The sequence below is a fragment of the Helicobacter pylori SA213A genome (assembly GCF_000476275.1).
GTDB classification, from domain to species: Bacteria; Campylobacterota; Campylobacteria; order Campylobacterales; family Helicobacteraceae; genus Helicobacter; species Helicobacter pylori_CL.
Window position 1 is genome coordinate 19,127 of the sequence record NZ_CBOM010000009.1, and the last position, 15,400, is coordinate 34,526.

Annotated in this window: 11 protein-coding genes and 1 pseudogene; all 12 read left to right on the top strand. The window is 39.4% G+C overall.

The genetic code is table 11. The features are described 5' to 3' along the window. Nucleotides 1-9 precede the first annotated feature (9 nt). The 12 genes and pseudogenes from QT74_RS04455 to ilvE all read left to right on the top strand — a co-directional run bounded on the left by QT74_RS04455 (nucleotide 10) and on the right by ilvE (nucleotide 15,396). A complete protein-coding gene (locus QT74_RS04455) occupies nucleotides 10-2,544 on the top strand; it encodes a tetratricopeptide repeat protein (protein WP_033764949.1) in 2,535 nt (844 codons plus the stop codon). Then, nucleotides 2,544-4,589 (top strand): DNA helicase UvrD, encoded by a 2,046-nt coding sequence (gene uvrD / locus QT74_RS04460; protein WP_033764951.1) that lies wholly within the window; start codon nucleotides 2,544-2,546, stop codon nucleotides 4,587-4,589. Before QT74_RS04455 ends, uvrD begins: the two co-directional genes overlap by 1 nt. Then, a complete protein-coding gene (flgA, locus tag QT74_RS04465; RefSeq protein ID WP_033764953.1) occupies nucleotides 4,586-5,242 on the top strand; it encodes a flagellar basal body P-ring formation chaperone FlgA in 657 nt (218 codons plus the stop codon). Before uvrD ends, flgA begins: the two co-directional genes overlap by 4 nt. 9 nt (nucleotides 5,243-5,251) lie before the next feature. Further along, nucleotides 5,252-5,815: a UbiX family flavin prenyltransferase gene (locus QT74_RS04470; RefSeq protein ID WP_000780111.1), complete on the top strand. Its 564-nt coding sequence runs from the start codon at nucleotides 5,252-5,254 to the stop codon at nucleotides 5,813-5,815. Next, a complete protein-coding gene (gene coaD, locus QT74_RS04475; RefSeq protein ID WP_001169275.1) occupies nucleotides 5,815-6,288 on the top strand; it encodes a pantetheine-phosphate adenylyltransferase in 474 nt (157 codons plus the stop codon). The genes QT74_RS04470 and coaD overlap by 1 nt, the downstream gene beginning before the upstream one ends. A 1-nt stretch (nucleotide 6,289) precedes the next feature. Next, nucleotides 6,290-6,865, top strand: a complete 576-nt coding sequence (gene tmk / locus QT74_RS04480) for a dTMP kinase (protein ID WP_033764955.1) — start codon at nucleotides 6,290-6,292, stop codon at nucleotides 6,863-6,865. Next, nucleotides 6,853-7,428, top strand: a complete 576-nt coding sequence (locus QT74_RS04485) for a ComF family protein (protein ID WP_033764957.1) — start codon at nucleotides 6,853-6,855, stop codon at nucleotides 7,426-7,428. The genes tmk and QT74_RS04485 overlap by 13 nt, the downstream gene beginning before the upstream one ends. Nucleotides 7,429-7,460: 32 nt before the next feature. After that, nucleotides 7,461-9,499: pseudogene (locus tag QT74_RS04490) on the top strand (HsdM family class I SAM-dependent methyltransferase). After that, entirely contained in the window at nucleotides 9,496-10,692 is a 1,197-nt protein-coding gene (locus tag QT74_RS04495; protein WP_033764959.1) for a restriction endonuclease subunit S, read from the top strand. The pseudogene QT74_RS04490 and the gene QT74_RS04495 overlap by 4 nt, the downstream one beginning before the upstream one ends. 69 nt (nucleotides 10,693-10,761) lie before the next feature. Continuing rightward, on the top strand, nucleotides 10,762-13,461 hold the full coding sequence (polA, locus tag QT74_RS04500; protein WP_033764962.1) for a DNA polymerase I: 2,700 nt from the start codon (nucleotides 10,762-10,764) through the stop codon (nucleotides 13,459-13,461). 115 nt (nucleotides 13,462-13,576) lie between these two features. Next, nucleotides 13,577-14,323 carry an outer membrane protein gene (locus tag QT74_RS04505; protein ID WP_033764964.1) on the top strand — a complete coding sequence of 249 codons (747 nt, stop codon included), beginning with the start codon at nucleotides 13,577-13,579 and terminating at the stop codon, nucleotides 14,321-14,323. A gap of 50 nt (nucleotides 14,324-14,373) precedes the next feature. Next, nucleotides 14,374-15,396: a branched-chain-amino-acid transaminase gene (gene ilvE, locus QT74_RS04510; protein ID WP_033764965.1), complete on the top strand. Its 1,023-nt coding sequence runs from the start codon at nucleotides 14,374-14,376 to the stop codon at nucleotides 15,394-15,396. Nucleotides 15,397-15,400 lie beyond the last annotated feature (4 nt).

Here is a 15,400-nt window from a genome sequence, read left to right on the forward strand (position 1 = left end):
GGCTAGTTCGTGCTGAATGAAGAGCAAAATTCATTAGAAGAAAAAGGGGGCGAAAACAAAAACGAAAAAGAAACCCCTTTAAAGGGCATTCATTCTAAAATCCCCTCTTTGAAGCAGGCTTTAGAGCAGACGATTAATAAAATCAAAAGCTCTAAAGAGTTTTTCAAACAGCTTTTACGCAATAAAAAAAAGCTTTATATCGCACTTGGAATATTGCTTTCACTCATCGCGCTCATTGTAATTTTGAGTTTGTTACTAGGGCATAAAAAAGAAAATAAACAAACTTCTTTACAAACTAATACCATCGCCACCAATAACGAAACGCCTAACGACACCAACAACGCTAACAACACAGAAGCCGAGGGGCAAATAGAGAATTTAGACTTACCCGATTTAATCGGCAAAGACTCTTTGAAAAGAAGCGATGAAAGCCAAGTGGATGCGATGATGCAAAAAGCGAGCCTTTTATATGAGCAAGGGCAAAAAGATGAAGCCTTACACTTGTTTGACAAAGCCGCTTCTTTTTCGCAAGGGATTGCGAGCCATAATTTAGGGGTGATTAAGTTTAAGGAAAAGGATTTTAACGGGGCGTTGGATTTGTTTGATTCTAGCATCGCTTCTAAAGAAAACGCGAGCGTGAGTGCGATTGACGCGTTAGTGAGCGCTTATCATTTGCAAGATGAAGATTTGTATTATCATTATCTAAAAATTGTAAGAGACACTTTGTATAAAGACTATAAAAAGTCTTTTTACTCCTACGCTTACGCGCTCAAATCCTATTACGCTGGGGAGTATTTTGAAGCCCTTTCGCCCTTAATGCACCCTAATTCCAACGCCTTTTTAAAGCCTAACGCGCGCTTGGCGTCTAAATTGTTTTTGATGTTTAAAGATGAAACGAACGCTTACAAGCAATTACAAAAAAGCGCGAACGCTCAAGATGAGCTTGCTTTAGGGCTTTTGCAGGCTCGTTTGGGCCATTACAAGCAGGCTTTGGAGCATTTGCAGCATTATTTGCACAATTACCCTAAAGATTTAAACGCTTTGATGGCTTTGGAATTGGTGAGTTTGAAAAAAGGCGACACCCTTAAAGCGAGCGAAGCCTTAAAACTGGCCAGCCACACCAAAGAAGACAGCGAATTAGCCAACTCTTTTTACCCCATCAAGCCCACTATCAACCCTATTTTTTTAGACAAAGAAAGAGCCAAAGAGCGTTTTTGGAACACGCAATATTTTGAAGGCAAAAGGGATTTTATCTACCGCTTGCTGTTTTATTACGCTCCTTTTAAGGTTTTAGACTCTAAAGAAACCTTAGGCGTGATTGAAGAGGGGCTGTTTCTTTTGGATTCTGAAGCAAAAAAGGATTTAGAGGGGGCAAGCCTTGCTTTTAAAAGGGGGCGTTTGATGGCGATAGCGGATAAAAACGCGCTCAAAGGGTTGAAAGCGTTAGAAAACAAGCAGTTAAAAAAAGCCCTTTCTTTTTTTGATTTGTCTTTAAAAAATAGCCCCAATAACGCGCTCCTCCATTATAATACGGGCTTGATTTATGCGCAATTAGAAAATTACCACAAAGCTTATTTCCATTTTTTAAGGGCTTTTCATTTGAATTCTGCGGATTATTTGAGCGCGATTTTTGCGATTCTAGCCTCGCATTTCACCCACGAAGACACCACGGAGTTTTTAAGAGAAATCACCGAGAGTTTTTATAGTCAGGATTTTTCTAGCCCCACGCAAAAAGCTTTACTCTCTTCGCTCATCGCTTATTTGAATTACCGCACCAATTGGGATATGGACTGGCTTAAAAACGCCCCTAAAAAGCTCCCTTTTTATTACGCGCTAGAAGCGGTGTTCGCTAAAGAGAGCAAGGATAAAAAATTGATGGTGCAATCTTTTGGGAATTTAAAAAAAATGCTCCCTAAAGATCTCATCTCTAATATCTTTTATGAAATCGTCTCGTATTATGATGCGAGTATTCGGCACACTTTAAGCATTTACACCCTTTTAGATTCGCATAAAATCAGTTGGGATCAAACCATGCAAGGGCCCATTTTAGGGCGTCATTTCTACACTTACATGGGATTTATGGTCAATGATTTGGATCATCAAGAAAGATTATTGGAGCAAAAAATCGCCAGTTTAGAAGAGGGCGAAGCCCCTAACGATTGGTTAGAAAATTTAGCGCTAGTGAGTTTGTTTCAAGGCCAGTATGAAAAAGCGAGCGCGTTGTATCAAAACTTAATTAGCGATCTTAAGGACAATGAGGTGCGTTTAAAAATCCTAGCGGGTTTGACTTATATCGCGCAAAAGAATTACAATAACGCCGCTTTATGGCTAGAGCTTGGGAAATTAGACGATCCCAATAATGAAAATATCCGTTACGCTTTGGGGTTGTTGTATCAAAGAAAAGGGGACTTGAAATCAGCGTTAAACCATTTTTTAGCCATTAAAACCTCTGATTTTTCTTCGCCTTATTTTGATTTTGAAATTGATACCAACCTTTTAAAAGAGCGTTTAAACCAAGAAGAAAAGGGCGAGTTTTTAGAATAATGGGTTTTGAAAAAAGCATTTTAGACCATTTGAACGGAGCGCAAAAAATCGCTGCAAGCCACATTCAAGGGCCTTTATTGATTTTAGCAGGAGCTGGGAGCGGTAAGACTAAGACTTTAACGAGCCGTTTAGCGTATTTGATTGGCGCTTGTGGCGTGCCTAGCGAGAACACTTTAACGCTCACTTTCACCAATAAAGCGAGTAAAGAAATGCAAGAAAGGGCTTTGAAATTGTTGAAAAACCAAACCCTTATCCCCCCCTTGCTTTGCACTTTCCATCGTTTTGGTTTGCTGTTTTTAAGGCAACACATGAGCCTTTTAAAAAGGGCATGCGATTTTTCGGTGCTAGATAGCGATGAAGTCAAAACGCTGTGCAAACAGCTCAAAATTTCAAACTTTAGAGCCAATATTTCTCAAATCAAAAACGGCATGATGGATTTGAGCATGCAAGATAGCGAATGCTATAAAGCGTATGAGCTTTATCAAAACGCGCTCAAAAAAGACAATTTAGTGGATTTTGACGATTTGCTTTTTTTAAGCCTTAAGATTTTACAAGATAATGAAAAACTCGCCAAAGAGATTAGCGAACGCTACCATTACATTATGGTAGATGAGTATCAAGACACGAACGCCTTGCAACTGGAATTTTTAAAACAATTGAGTTGCGCGCATCATAATTTGTGCGTGGTGGGCGATGACGATCAGAGCATTTATGGTTTTAGGGGGGCTGATATTTCTAATATTTTAAATTTTTCCAAGCATTTTAAAGGGGCTAAAATAGTAAAATTAGAGACCAATTATCGCTCCAGCGCTGAAATCTTAGCGTGTGCTAACGCCCTTATTAGCCATAACCAACACCGCCATATTAAAACGCTTCAAAGTTTCAAAGGCTCGCATAAAAGCGTGGTTTGTAAAGAATATTTGACGCAAAAAGAAGAGAGCCTGGATGTGGCTTATCAAATCAAAGCCCTTTTAAAGAAGGGCGAGAATTTAGAAAATATCGCTATTTTGTACCGCTTAAACGGGCTTAGCCGCAGCATTGAAGAGAGTTTGAACGCTTTGAATATCCCTTATAGGCTTATTGGGGCGCTGAGTTTCTATGAAAGAGCCGAGATTAAAGACGCTTTGGCGTTCATGCATGTAGTGGCGAAAAAAGACGATCGCTTTTTTATCAAGCGCGTTTTAAACAAGCCCCCAAGAGGCCTTGGCAAGATCACTCAAGAATGGATTTTTTCTCTTTTGGATGAAGAGGGTTTGAATTTAGAAGAAGCGCTAAAACTTGGGGCGTTTAAAGACAAATTAAACCCTAAAAACGAATACGCTTTAAAGAAATTCACCGCTATGATAGGGCGTTTGAGGGAGGCTTTTGAAATTTCAGTAGAGGAGTTTTGCGCTCAGTTTTTAGAAGAAACCAACCTTTTAAAAAGCTATGAAAAAGAAGACAATTACGAAGAAAGAGAGGGCTTTGTTAAAGAGCTTTTAAGTTTAGTGAAAGAGCATTTTAAAACTAACCCCACGCATTCTTTACTGGATTTTTTGAATGAAAGCGTTCTGGATACCCATAATACAGAAAACGCGCAAAAAGTGAGTTGCATGAGCGTGCATATGAGTAAGGGGTTAGAGTTTAAGCATGTGTTTGTGATCGGGTTAGAAGAAGGGTTTTTCCCGCATAGGGGGTTCAATCAAGAAAGCGATTTAGAAGAAGAAAGGCGCTTGGCTTACGTAGCGATCACTAGGGCTAAAGAAGAATTGCAGCTCTCTTATGTCAAAGAGCGTTCGTATTTTGGGAGGAAAATTTCTTGCTCGCCCTCTGTGTTTTTAGAAGAAGCCAAGCTGCTCCAACAAGACAAACCCCCTAAACAGGATTGCAAAAAAGACGCGCCCATTAAAGTGGGGGATTTGATCAAACATAAGATTTTTGGAACCGGTAGGGTTTTAGGCGTAGAAAAAGGCTTGAGCGGTTTGTGCTTGAAAATCAATTGCGGAGGGAATGTCTATGATAAAATCTCAGAAAAATTTGTAGAAAAAGTGGATAACGAGTTTTGAAAATTTTAACCCTTTTTTTGATAAGTTTAAACGCGCTCTTCGCCCTAGATTTGAACGCGCTTAAAACAGCGATTAAAAAAGCTTACCTTAAAGAATACCAAGACTTAAAATTAGAAATTGAAACCATTAACTTAGAAATCCCAGAGCGCTTTTCTCACGCTTCCATTTTAAGCTATGAATTGAGTGCTTCTAACAAGCTTAAAAAAGATGGGGTCGTGTTTTTAAGGTTAGAAAATGAGCCTAATTTACGCCTACCGGTGCGTTATAGCGTGATAGGCAGCATGCAGGCTTTTAAAAGCGTTAGTGCGATTAAAAAAGACGAGAACATCACCGCTAACAACACCAAAAAAGAGCGCGTTTTGTTTGGCGCGCTTTCTAACCCCTTATTAGAGGGCGCGATTGATAGAGTGAGCGCGAAACATTTTATCCCCCCTGACACGCTTTTAAGCACAGATAAAACCCAAGCTTTAATCATCGTGCGTAAAAACGACATCATCACCGGGGTGTATGAAGAGGGGCAAATCAGCATAGAAATAAGCTTAAAAGCCCTAGAAAATGGCGCGCTCAATCAAATCATTCAAGCCAAGAATTTAGAAAGCAATAAAATACTCAAAGCAAAAGTGTTGAGCAGCTCTAAAGCGCAAATCTTATAAAGGATATTCATGAAATTGGTTTTAGGCATCAGCGGGGCAAGCGGGATACCCCTAGCCTTGCGGTTTTTAGAAAAATTACCCAAAGAAATTGAAGTTTTTGTCGTGGCGTCTAAAAACGCGCATGTCGTGGCGTTAGAAGAATCTAATATCAACCTTAAAAACGCCATGAAAGATTTACGGCCTAGTGCGACTTTTTTTAACGAGCAAGACATTCATGCGAGCATCGCTTCAGGGAGTTATGGTATCCATAAAATGGCGATCATTCCGGCGAGTATGGACATGGTGGCTAAAATCGCGCATGGCTTTGGGGGGGATTTGATTTCTAGGAGTGCGTCTGTGATGCTTAAAGAAAAGCGCCCCTTACTCATTGCCCCTAGAGAAATGCCTTTAAGCGCTATTATGTTAGAAAATTTGCTCAAACTCGCCCATTCTAACGCGATTATTGCACCGCCGATGATGACTTATTACACCCAGAGCAAGACTTTAGAAGCGATGCAAGATTTTTTAGTGGGGAAGTGGTTTGACAGCTTAGGGATAGAAAATGACTTATACCCACGATGGGGAATGAACTGATGCAAAAAATCGGCATTTACCCAGGCACTTTTGATCCGGTCACTAACGGGCATATAGACATTATCCACCGCTCTAGCGAATTGTTTGAAAAGCTCATTGTCGCTGTGGCGCACTCAAGCGCTAAAAACCCCATGTTTAGTTTGAAAGAGCGTTTAAAAATGATGCAACTGGCCACTAAAAGTTTTAAAAATGTAGAATGCGTGGCGTTTGAAGGGCTGTTAGCCAATCTGGCTAAAGAATACCATTGTAAGGTGTTAGTTAGGGGTTTAAGGGTGGTGAGCGATTTTGAATACGAATTGCAAATGGGCTATGCGAACAAATCCTTAAACCACGAATTAGAGACCTTGTATTTCATGCCCACTTTACAAAATGCGTTTATTAGCTCTTCTATTGTGCGATCCATTATCGCGCATAAGGGCGATGCGAGCCATTTAGTGCCTAAAGAAATTTATCCTTTGATTTCAAAGGCTTAAAATGTATGTTGTGTTAGAAGGCGTTGATGGCGCGGGCAAAAGCACTCAAGTAGAATTATTAAAAGCCAGGTTTAAAAACGCCCTTTTTACCAAAGAGCCAGGGGGGACAAAAATGGGCGAGAGTTTAAGGCGTATCGCTTTAAATGAAAACATCAGCGAATTGGCTAGAGCGTTTTTATTTTTAAGCGATAGGGCTGAGCATGTAGAAAGCGTGATCAAACCGGCATTGAAAGAAAAAAAGCTCATCATTAGCGACAGGAGTTTGATTTCTGGCATGGCTTATAGCCAATTTTCAAGCTTAGAATTAAACCTGCTTGCCACTCAAAACATCTTGCCTACAAAAATCATTCTTTTAGTGATAGACAAAGAGGGCTTAAAACAGCGCTTAAGCCTTAAAAGTTTAGACAAAATAGAAAACCAAGGCATAGAAAAATTACTCACAATCCAGCAAAAGCTCAAAACCCACGCTTATGCGTTACAAGAAAAATTCGGGTGCGAAGTTTTGGAATTAAACGCTAAAGAAAGCGTTAAAAACTTGCACGAACAAATCACCGCCTTTATTGAATGCGTTGTTTAACTTGTTTGAAGCTTTCTTTTAAGCCTCTTTGCCCAAATTGCTTAAACGATCTGCCCTTAAGCTTAAGAATAAGGGTTTTAGAGGGCGTGAGCGTGTATAGTTTTTACGCTTATAGCGAAATAGAAGAACTCATTAAAAGCAAATACGCGTTGATTGGCTCTCGCATTTTGCCCTTGCTTTCTCAAAAAGCCGGTGCAAAGTTTGTGAAAATCTTACAAGAACAAGGCTTGAATATCCCCCTTTATGGTATCGCCATTGATGATAAAATCAAATCCTTTTACTCGCATTCAGCCGCGCTTTTAAAAGGTTTTTGTCAAGGCAATTTAAAAGCCACTTACGGGCGTTTAAGGGCTAATAATGCTGTTTCGTATGCGGGGAAAAGCCTGGAATTTCGCGCCAACAACCCACGGAATTTCATTTTCAAAGGCGATGAAAGTTTAGATTATTTTTTATTAGATGATATTATCACCACCGGCACCACCCTAAAAGAAGCCCTAAAATACCTTAAAACCCTAAACATTAAGGCGCATTTTGCGATCGCGCTTTGCAGCGCGGATGAATGAGTTATAATTTTGTTTTTTAAAAGGATAAAACCATGCAAGCTTTTCGGTTAGAAGATGATGTTGATGACTATGTTAAAAAAGAATTGACAAAATTAGGGCTTATGAAAAATACGGATTTTAATGTTAAAAGCCAAATGAGTCCTAGCCTTAAAAACGCCCTTTTGAATGCGAGTAAAACTAAAGACAAAACTTCTTATGGCGAGCCAGATTTTAGTTTAGAAAGATACACGCACCCTAAAAATAAAGAGAGCGTTATCCCTATAATCATAGAAAACAAACTCTACGCTAAAAATTTAAAAAAGCTCAAAAACAGCGCGTTGCAAAACGATGACAATTCCATTTCAAAGTTCGCCGTGAATGGGGCTTTACACTACGCTCAAAATATCCTAAGAGACAAAGAAAAATATAAAGAATGTATCGCCATAGGCATAGCCGGCGATGATGAAGAAAACCTTTTGATAGAAGTGTATTATGTTTTTGCAAGCGGGATCAATTCGCACAAACTCACTAGCGCTAAAAACCTGCATTTTTTAGAAAATCAAGAATCGTTTAACGCTTTTTATAAAGAATGCACGCTCACTGAAGAAGAAAAGCATTTTATCTTAATCAAAACCAAAGCCGATCTAAACGAAACCGCTAAAAAACTCAACCGCCTTATGCATAACCACAACATCACCGCGCCTCAGCGCGTGCTATACGTGAGCGGCATGCTTTTATCCATGCAAGAAATTAAGGGCAAAAAAGGTGGTTTAAAACCAAGCGATTTAAAAGGCGAAATAACTGATACTAGCCGTGATGGCGTTTTAGTGTTTAACCAAATTAGCGAATTTTTGAAAACCAAAAACTTGAGCGAAGAAAAACGAGATCTCATGCTCGCTAGTTTTAAAGAAATCAGTAAAGATCCGCAGCGCGATAAAAAACGAGCCTGGATAAAGCCATAAGCATGCTTTTAGAAAAAGATTCAAGCATCACTAAGCAAATTTTTACCTTTCTTTATGAATTTGTCCATAAGCCCATTAATGAAAGCGACAATACCGGTCATTTAGACATCATGGGCGAACTTTATAGCGAATTTTTAAAATACGCTTTAGGGGATGGTAAGGAATTGGGCATTGTTTTAACCCCGCCTTATGTAACTAAAATGATGAGCGAACTTTTAGGGGTTAATGCGAAGTCTTTTGTGATGGATTTAGCCACAGGGAGCGCGGGATTTTTAATTTCTTCTATGGTGCTAATGATTGAAGACATTGAAAAAACCTATGGTAAAAACACTACTAAAGCGAATGAAAAAATCAAAGACGCAAAAACCACGCAACTTTTAGGCGTGGAGCTTAACGCTGAAATGTTTTCGCTAGCCACCACTAACATGATTTTAAGAGGCGATGGCTCAAGCTTGATCATCAAAGGCAACACTTTTGAAACCAATAAAAAGATTTATGAGGATTTTAAACCCAATATCCTTTTATTAAACCCTCCTTTTAGCTACGAAGAAAACGGCATGCCTTTTATCAAGTTCGGGTTAGAACACATGCAAAAGGGCGCTTTAGGAGCGATCATTATCCAAGATAGCGCAGGGAGCGGGCAAGCGTTAAAATCCAATGTTGAAATTTTAAAAAAACATTCGCTTTTAGCGAGCATTAAAATGCCCACCGATTTATTCATGCCTCAAGCCGGGGTGCAAACCAGCGTTTATATTTTTAAAGCTCATGAACCGCATGATTATGAAAAGCCCGTTAAATTCATAGACTTTAGAAACGATGGCTTCAAACGCACCAAAAGAGGCTTGAACGAAACCTCTAACCCCACCAAACGCTACGAAGAAATCATTAAAATTTACAAAGCCGGCTTAAACGCTAAAGTTTCTAAAGAGCTGTGGGGCGATTTAGAAACAATCTATATTGAAGACTTTATCGCTAAGCCACATGAAAACAAGCATGCTAAAGACTTTAATTTTGAAGCGCACCAAAAGAATGAGACTAAACCCAAATTAGAGGATTTTAAAAGAACGATAGCCGATTACCTTTCTTATGAAGTAAGCTTGATTTTAAAAAACCAAACGCCCCCAAAGTGATTGGCCCCCTTAGCAGCCAACTCAACGCTATTAAGTGGGGCGAGTTCAGATTAGGGGATTTGTTTGAAGCGAGTAACGGCGATTTTGACATTCAAAAACGCCATATCAATCATAAGGGCGAATTTGTCATCACCGCAGGGCTTAGCAATAATGGCGTTTTAGGGCAAAGCGATATACAAGCAAAAGTTTTTGAAAGCCATAGCATTACTATTGACATGTTTGGTTGCGCGTTTTATCGCAGTTTTCCTTATAAAATGGTAACACACGCTAGGGTATTTTCTCTCAAACCTAAATTTGAAATCAACCATAAAATCGGCTTGTTTTTATCCACGCTATTTTTTGATTACCCTAAAAAATTCGGCTATGAAAACATGTGTTCATGGGTAAAAATTAAAAACGATAAGGTCATTCTACCCCTAAAAACCACCGCTAACACTCAAACCCTTGATGGTATTGATTTTGATTTCATGGAAACATTCATAGCCGAACTTGAGCAGTGTCGGCTCGCCGAACTTCAGGCTTATTTAAAAGCTACAGGGCTAGAAAACACCACCCTTTCTAGCGATGAAGAAAACGCCCTTAATGTTTTCAATAATTCTATGGGGGGTAATACCCCATGCGGCTTAACATGGCAACACTTCAAATTAGGGGATTTGTTTGAGATTGAAAAAACCTTAAGTTTTAATAAAGATGCTTTAACGCAAGGACGAGATTACGATTACATTACAAGGACTTCGCAAAATCAAGGCGTTTTGCAAACCACAGGATTTGTCAATGCAGAAAATTTAAACCCACCATTTACTTGGAGTTTAGGGCTTTTGCAAATGGACTTTTTTTATCGTAAAAAATCATGGTATGCGGGACAATTCATGCGAAAAATCACGCCAAAAACTAAAATCAAAAATAAAATTAATTCGCACACAGCCCACTATTTCACAACGCTTTTAAACGCCTTAAAACGCCCTTTATTAAGCGTATTAGTTAGGGATATTGATAAAACTTTTAGGGAGCAAAAAATCCAACTCCCCACCACCCAAGATGGCGGTATGGATTTTAATTTCATGCATACCCTCATCAACGCCCTAACCAAACAAGTCATTCAAGGCGTGGTTGAATACTGCGGCGCTAAAATCCAAGCCACAAAAGAAATCATCAGTCAAGAAACGCCGATCCAAAAAGACTCGTTGTTTTAAAAGGGGTTTTAGGGGCGTTGCTTGTGTTACAATTGAGTTTAAATTTTGCTTGATTGAAGAAGAGGTTAAATGGAACAGCCAATCACTAAAGAAGGGACTTTAGCTTTAATTGACACTTTTGCGTATTTGTTTAGAAGCTATTACATGAGTGCTAAAAATAAGCCTTTAACCAACGATAAGGGCTTTCCTACAGGGCTTTTAACGGGGCTTGTGGGCATGGTTAAAAAATTTTATAAAGATAAAAAAAACATGCCTTTTATCGTGTTCGCTCTAGAAAGCCAGACTAAAACCAAACGATCTGAAAAGCTAGGCGAATACAAACAAAATCGTAAAGACGCCCCTGAAGAAATGCTTTTGCAAATCCCTATCGCCTTAGAATGGTTGCAAAAAATGGGTTTTGTTTGCGTGGGAGTGAGCGGGTTTGAAGCTGATGATGTGATTGCAAGCCTGGCCACGCTAAGCCCTTATAAAACGCGCATTTATTCTAAAGACAAGGATTTTAACCAACTTTTGAGCGATAAAATCGCGCTTTTTGATGGCAAAACGGAGTTTTTAGCGAAGGATTGCGTGGAAAAATACGGGATTTTGCCGAGTCAATTCACGGATTATCAAGGCATTGTAGGGGATAGCAGCGATAATTATAAGGGGATTAAAGGCATTGGGAGCAAGAACGCTAAAGAATTGTTGCAACAATTAGGGAGTTTGGAAAAAATCTATAACCATTTAGATCTGGCGAAAAATTTACTCAGCCCTAAAATGTATCAAGCCCTGATACACGATAAAGAGAGCGCGTTTTTAAGCAAAGAATTAGCCACTTTAGAGAGGGAATGCATTCAAGAATTTGACTTTTTAAGTTGCGCTTTTCCTAGCGAAAACCCTTTATTGAAAATCAAAGATGAATTGAAAGAATATGGTTTCATTTCCACTTTAAGGGATTTGGAAAACGCCCCTATGCCTTTAATTTTAGACAACGCCCCTATATTAGACAGCGCACCCCTATCAGACAACGCCCCCGTATTAGACAGCGCCCCTACAAAATCAAGCATGATTGTTTTAGAAAACACCGCATCTTTGAGCATGTTTTTAGAAAAATTAGAAAATCCTAATGCAAGGGTTTTTGTGCGTTTGGTGTTCAATAAAGAAAAAGAAATGCTAGCCCTAGCGTTTTTATTGCAAGATCAAGGCTATTTTTTACCTTTAGAAGAGGCGTTATTTTCGCCCTTTTCTTCAGAGTTTTTACAAAACGCTTTTTCTCAAATGTTACAGCATGCGTGCATCATTGGGCATGATTTAAAACCCTTGTTAAGCTTTTTAAAAGCCAAATATCAGGTTTCTTTAGAAAACATTCGCATCCAAGACACTCAAATTTTAGCGTTTTTAAAAAACCCGGAAAAAGTGGGGTTTGATGAGGTCTTAAAGGAATATTTACAAGAAGATTTAATTTCGCATGAAAAAATCAAAGACTTTAAAACAAAAAACAAGGCGGAACAATTAGAGCGTTTAAATTTGGAATTAAACGCTTTAAAGCGTTTGTGCGAGTATTTTGAAAAAGGGGGGCTAGAAGAAAATTTGCTTTCTTTGGCTAGAGGAATTGAAATGCCGTTCATGAAAGTTTTAATCAATATGGAATTTCAAGGCTTTAAAATTGATGCGCCTTATTTCAAGAGATTAGAGCAGGAGTTTAAAGATGAATTGAAAGTTTTAGAGCGCCAAATCTTGGATTTAATCGGCGAGGATTTTAACCTCAATTCGCCCAAACAGCTTGGCGAAGTCTTGTATGAAAAATTAAATCTTCCTAAAAATAAAAGCCATTCCACCGATGAAAAAAGCTTATTAAAGATTATGGACAAGCACCCAAGCATTTCTTTAATTTTAGAATACAGAGAATTAAACAAGCTTTCTAACACTTATACCACCCCCTTGTTGCGCCTAAAAGACAAAGACGATAAAATCCATACCACTTTCATTCAAACCGGCACAGCTACCGGGCGTTTAAGCTCGCATTCGCCTAATTTGCAAAATATCCCGGTGCGATCTTCTAAGGGCTTGCTCATTCGTAAGGGCTTTATTTCTAGCTCCAAAGAATATTGTTTGTTAGGGGTGGATTATTCGCAGATTGAATTGCGCTTGTTGGCCCATTTTAGCCAGGATAAGGATTTGATGGAAGCGTTTTTAAAAGGGCGAGACATCCATTTAGAAACTTCTAGGGCGTTGTTTGGCGAAGATTTAGCCAAAGAAAAACGATCGATCGCTAAAAGCATTAATTTTGGGCTGGTGTATGGCATGGGGAGTAAGAAATTGAGCGAAACTTTAAACATTTCTTTAAGTGAGGCTAAAAGCTATATAGAAGCGTATTTCAAACGATTCCCTAGCATCAAAGATTATTTAAATAACATGCGAGAAGAGATTTTAAAAACTTCTAAAGCTTTCACTTTGCTTGGGCGTTATCGGGTGTTTGACTTTAATGGCGTTAATGATTATGTTAAGGGTAATTATTTGCGAGAGGGCGTGAATGCGATTTTTCAAGGGAGTGCCAGCGATTTATTGAAATTAGGCATGCTCAAAGTGAGCGAGCGTTTTAAAAATGATTCTTCAGTGAGGTTGCTTTTGCAAGTGCATGACGAATTGATTTTTGAGATTGAAGAAAAAAACGCCCTAAAGTTGCAACAAGAAATCCAGGGCATTCTCAATCATGAGGTTTATGCTTTAAGAGTGCCGCTAGAAACAAGCGCGTTTATTGCAAAGCGTTGGAATGAATTAAAAGGTTAGTTTTTAATTGAGTTTAAGAAAAAATATATTATTATTTCTTTATAAGTAATACTTAACCATGTTAAGCTAATATTAATGTCAAGCGATTATAAATAGAATAAAGGGAAAAGACTGAATGTTGAAAAGAATGATATTATTAGGGGCTTTGGGCGTTGTAGCGAATGCTGAAGAGAGCGCTGCTTTTGTGGGAGTCAATTACCAGGTGAGCATGATACAAAACCAAACGAAAATGGTGAATGAAAATGGCCTTCAAAAGCCTTTGATAAAGTTCCCGCCTTATGCAGGAGCGGGCGTTGAAGTGGGTTACAAACAATTTTTGGGTAAGAAAAAATGGTTTGGCATGCGTTATTATGGGTTTTTTGACTACGCGCACAACCGCTTTGGCGTGATGAAAAAGGGTATTCCGGTGGGCGAGAGCGGTTTTATTTACAATAGTTTTAGTTTTGGGGGGAATACTTTAACCGAAAGGGAGTCTTATCAAGGGCAATACTATATCAATTTATTCACTTATGGCGTAGCGTTGGACACGCTGTGGAATTTTGTGAATAAAGAAAACATGGTTTTTGGTTTTGTGGTGGGGATCCAATTAGCCGGGGATAGTTGGGCCACGAGCATCAGTAAAGAGATCGCTAGTTATGCAAAACACCACAGCAATTCCAGCTATAGCCCGGCTAATTTCCAGTTTTTATGGAAGTTTGGGGTTCGCACCCATATCGCTAAACACAATAGCCTGGAATTAGGGATTAAAGTGCCTACGATCACGCACCAGCTTTTCTCCATCACCAACGAAAAGGGATACACCTTACAGGCTGATGTGCGTAGAGTTTATGCGTTTCAAATCAGTTACTTGAGGGATTTTTAACCCCTTTTTAGATACAATCACACCTGAAACTATCCATTTAAAGGTGTGAAATGCCAAATTTAGAAAATTTAGACTGGAAAAATTTAGGCTTTAGCTACATTAAAACGGATTTTCGCTTCATCGCTAGTTATAAAAACGGCTCGTGGTCGCAAGGCGAATTGGTGAGCGAAAATGTGTTACAACTCAGCGAAGGCTCGCCGGTCCTACACTATGGGCAGGCTTGTTTTGAAGGCTTGAAGGCTTACCGCTCTCAAAAGGGGAAAGCTTTACTTTTTCGCCCTTTAGAAAACGCCAAACGCTTGCAAACTTCATGCGAAAGACTGCTCATGCCTAAAGTGAGCGAAGAGCTGTTTTTAAGGGCATGCGCTGAAGTAGTCAAAGCGAATCAAAAATGGCTCGCTCCTTATAAAAGCGGGGCGAGTTTGTATTTGCGCCCTTTTGTCATAGGCGTGGGGGATAATTTGGGGGTAAAGCCGGCCAGTGAATACCTTTTTATCGTGTTTTGTGCACCGGTGGGGGCGTATTTTAAGGGGGGTATAGAAAAAGGAGGGGCTAGGTTTATCACTACGATTTTTGATAGGGCCGCGCCTAAAGGCACTGGTGGGGTGAAAGTGGGGGGGAATTACGCTGCAAGCCTGTTAGCCCATAAAATAGCCACAGAGCAAGGCTATGATGATTGCATTTATTTAGATCCTACCACGCACACTAAGATTGAAGAAGTGGGGGCGGCGAATTTTTTTGGCATCACGCATGATAGTGCCTTTATCACCCCGCATTCGCCAAGCATTCTGCCAAGCGTTACCAGAAAAAGCTTGATGGTTTTGGCTAAAGAATATTTGAACCTAAACACAGAAGAGAGGGAAATCTTAATGGATGAGTTGGATGCGTTTAAAGAAGCTGGAGCGTGCGGGACAGCCGCAATCATTACGCCCATTAAAGAAATCACGCACAACAACAAGTCTTATTTTTTTGAAACACCGGGCAACATTACTAAACGACTCTATGACTTGCTTTTATCCATCCAGCAAGGCGAACAAGAAGCCCCCAAAGATTGGATTTTTGAAGTTGGCTAAAAGG

Bases quoted from the DNA above. Each gene is read 5' to 3' on its own strand.
- QT74_RS04485 (WP_033764957.1), top strand. From the start codon at position 6,853: ATGCGTTGTTTAACTTGTTTGAAGCTTTCTTTTAAGCCTCTTTGCCCA.
- coaD (WP_001169275.1), top strand. From the start codon at position 5,815: ATGCAAAAAATCGGCATTTACCCAGGCACTTTTGATCCGGTCACTAAC.
- tmk (WP_033764955.1), top strand. From the start codon at position 6,290: ATGTATGTTGTGTTAGAAGGCGTTGATGGCGCGGGCAAAAGCACTCAA.
- QT74_RS04505 (WP_033764964.1), top strand. From the start codon at position 13,577: ATGTTGAAAAGAATGATATTATTAGGGGCTTTGGGCGTTGTAGCGAAT.
- polA (WP_033764962.1), top strand. From the start codon at position 10,762: ATGGAACAGCCAATCACTAAAGAAGGGACTTTAGCTTTAATTGACACT.
- ilvE (WP_033764965.1), top strand. From the start codon at position 14,374: ATGCCAAATTTAGAAAATTTAGACTGGAAAAATTTAGGCTTTAGCTAC.
- QT74_RS04470 (WP_000780111.1), top strand. From the start codon at position 5,252: ATGAAATTGGTTTTAGGCATCAGCGGGGCAAGCGGGATACCCCTAGCC.
- uvrD (WP_033764951.1), top strand. From the start codon at position 2,544: ATGGGTTTTGAAAAAAGCATTTTAGACCATTTGAACGGAGCGCAAAAA.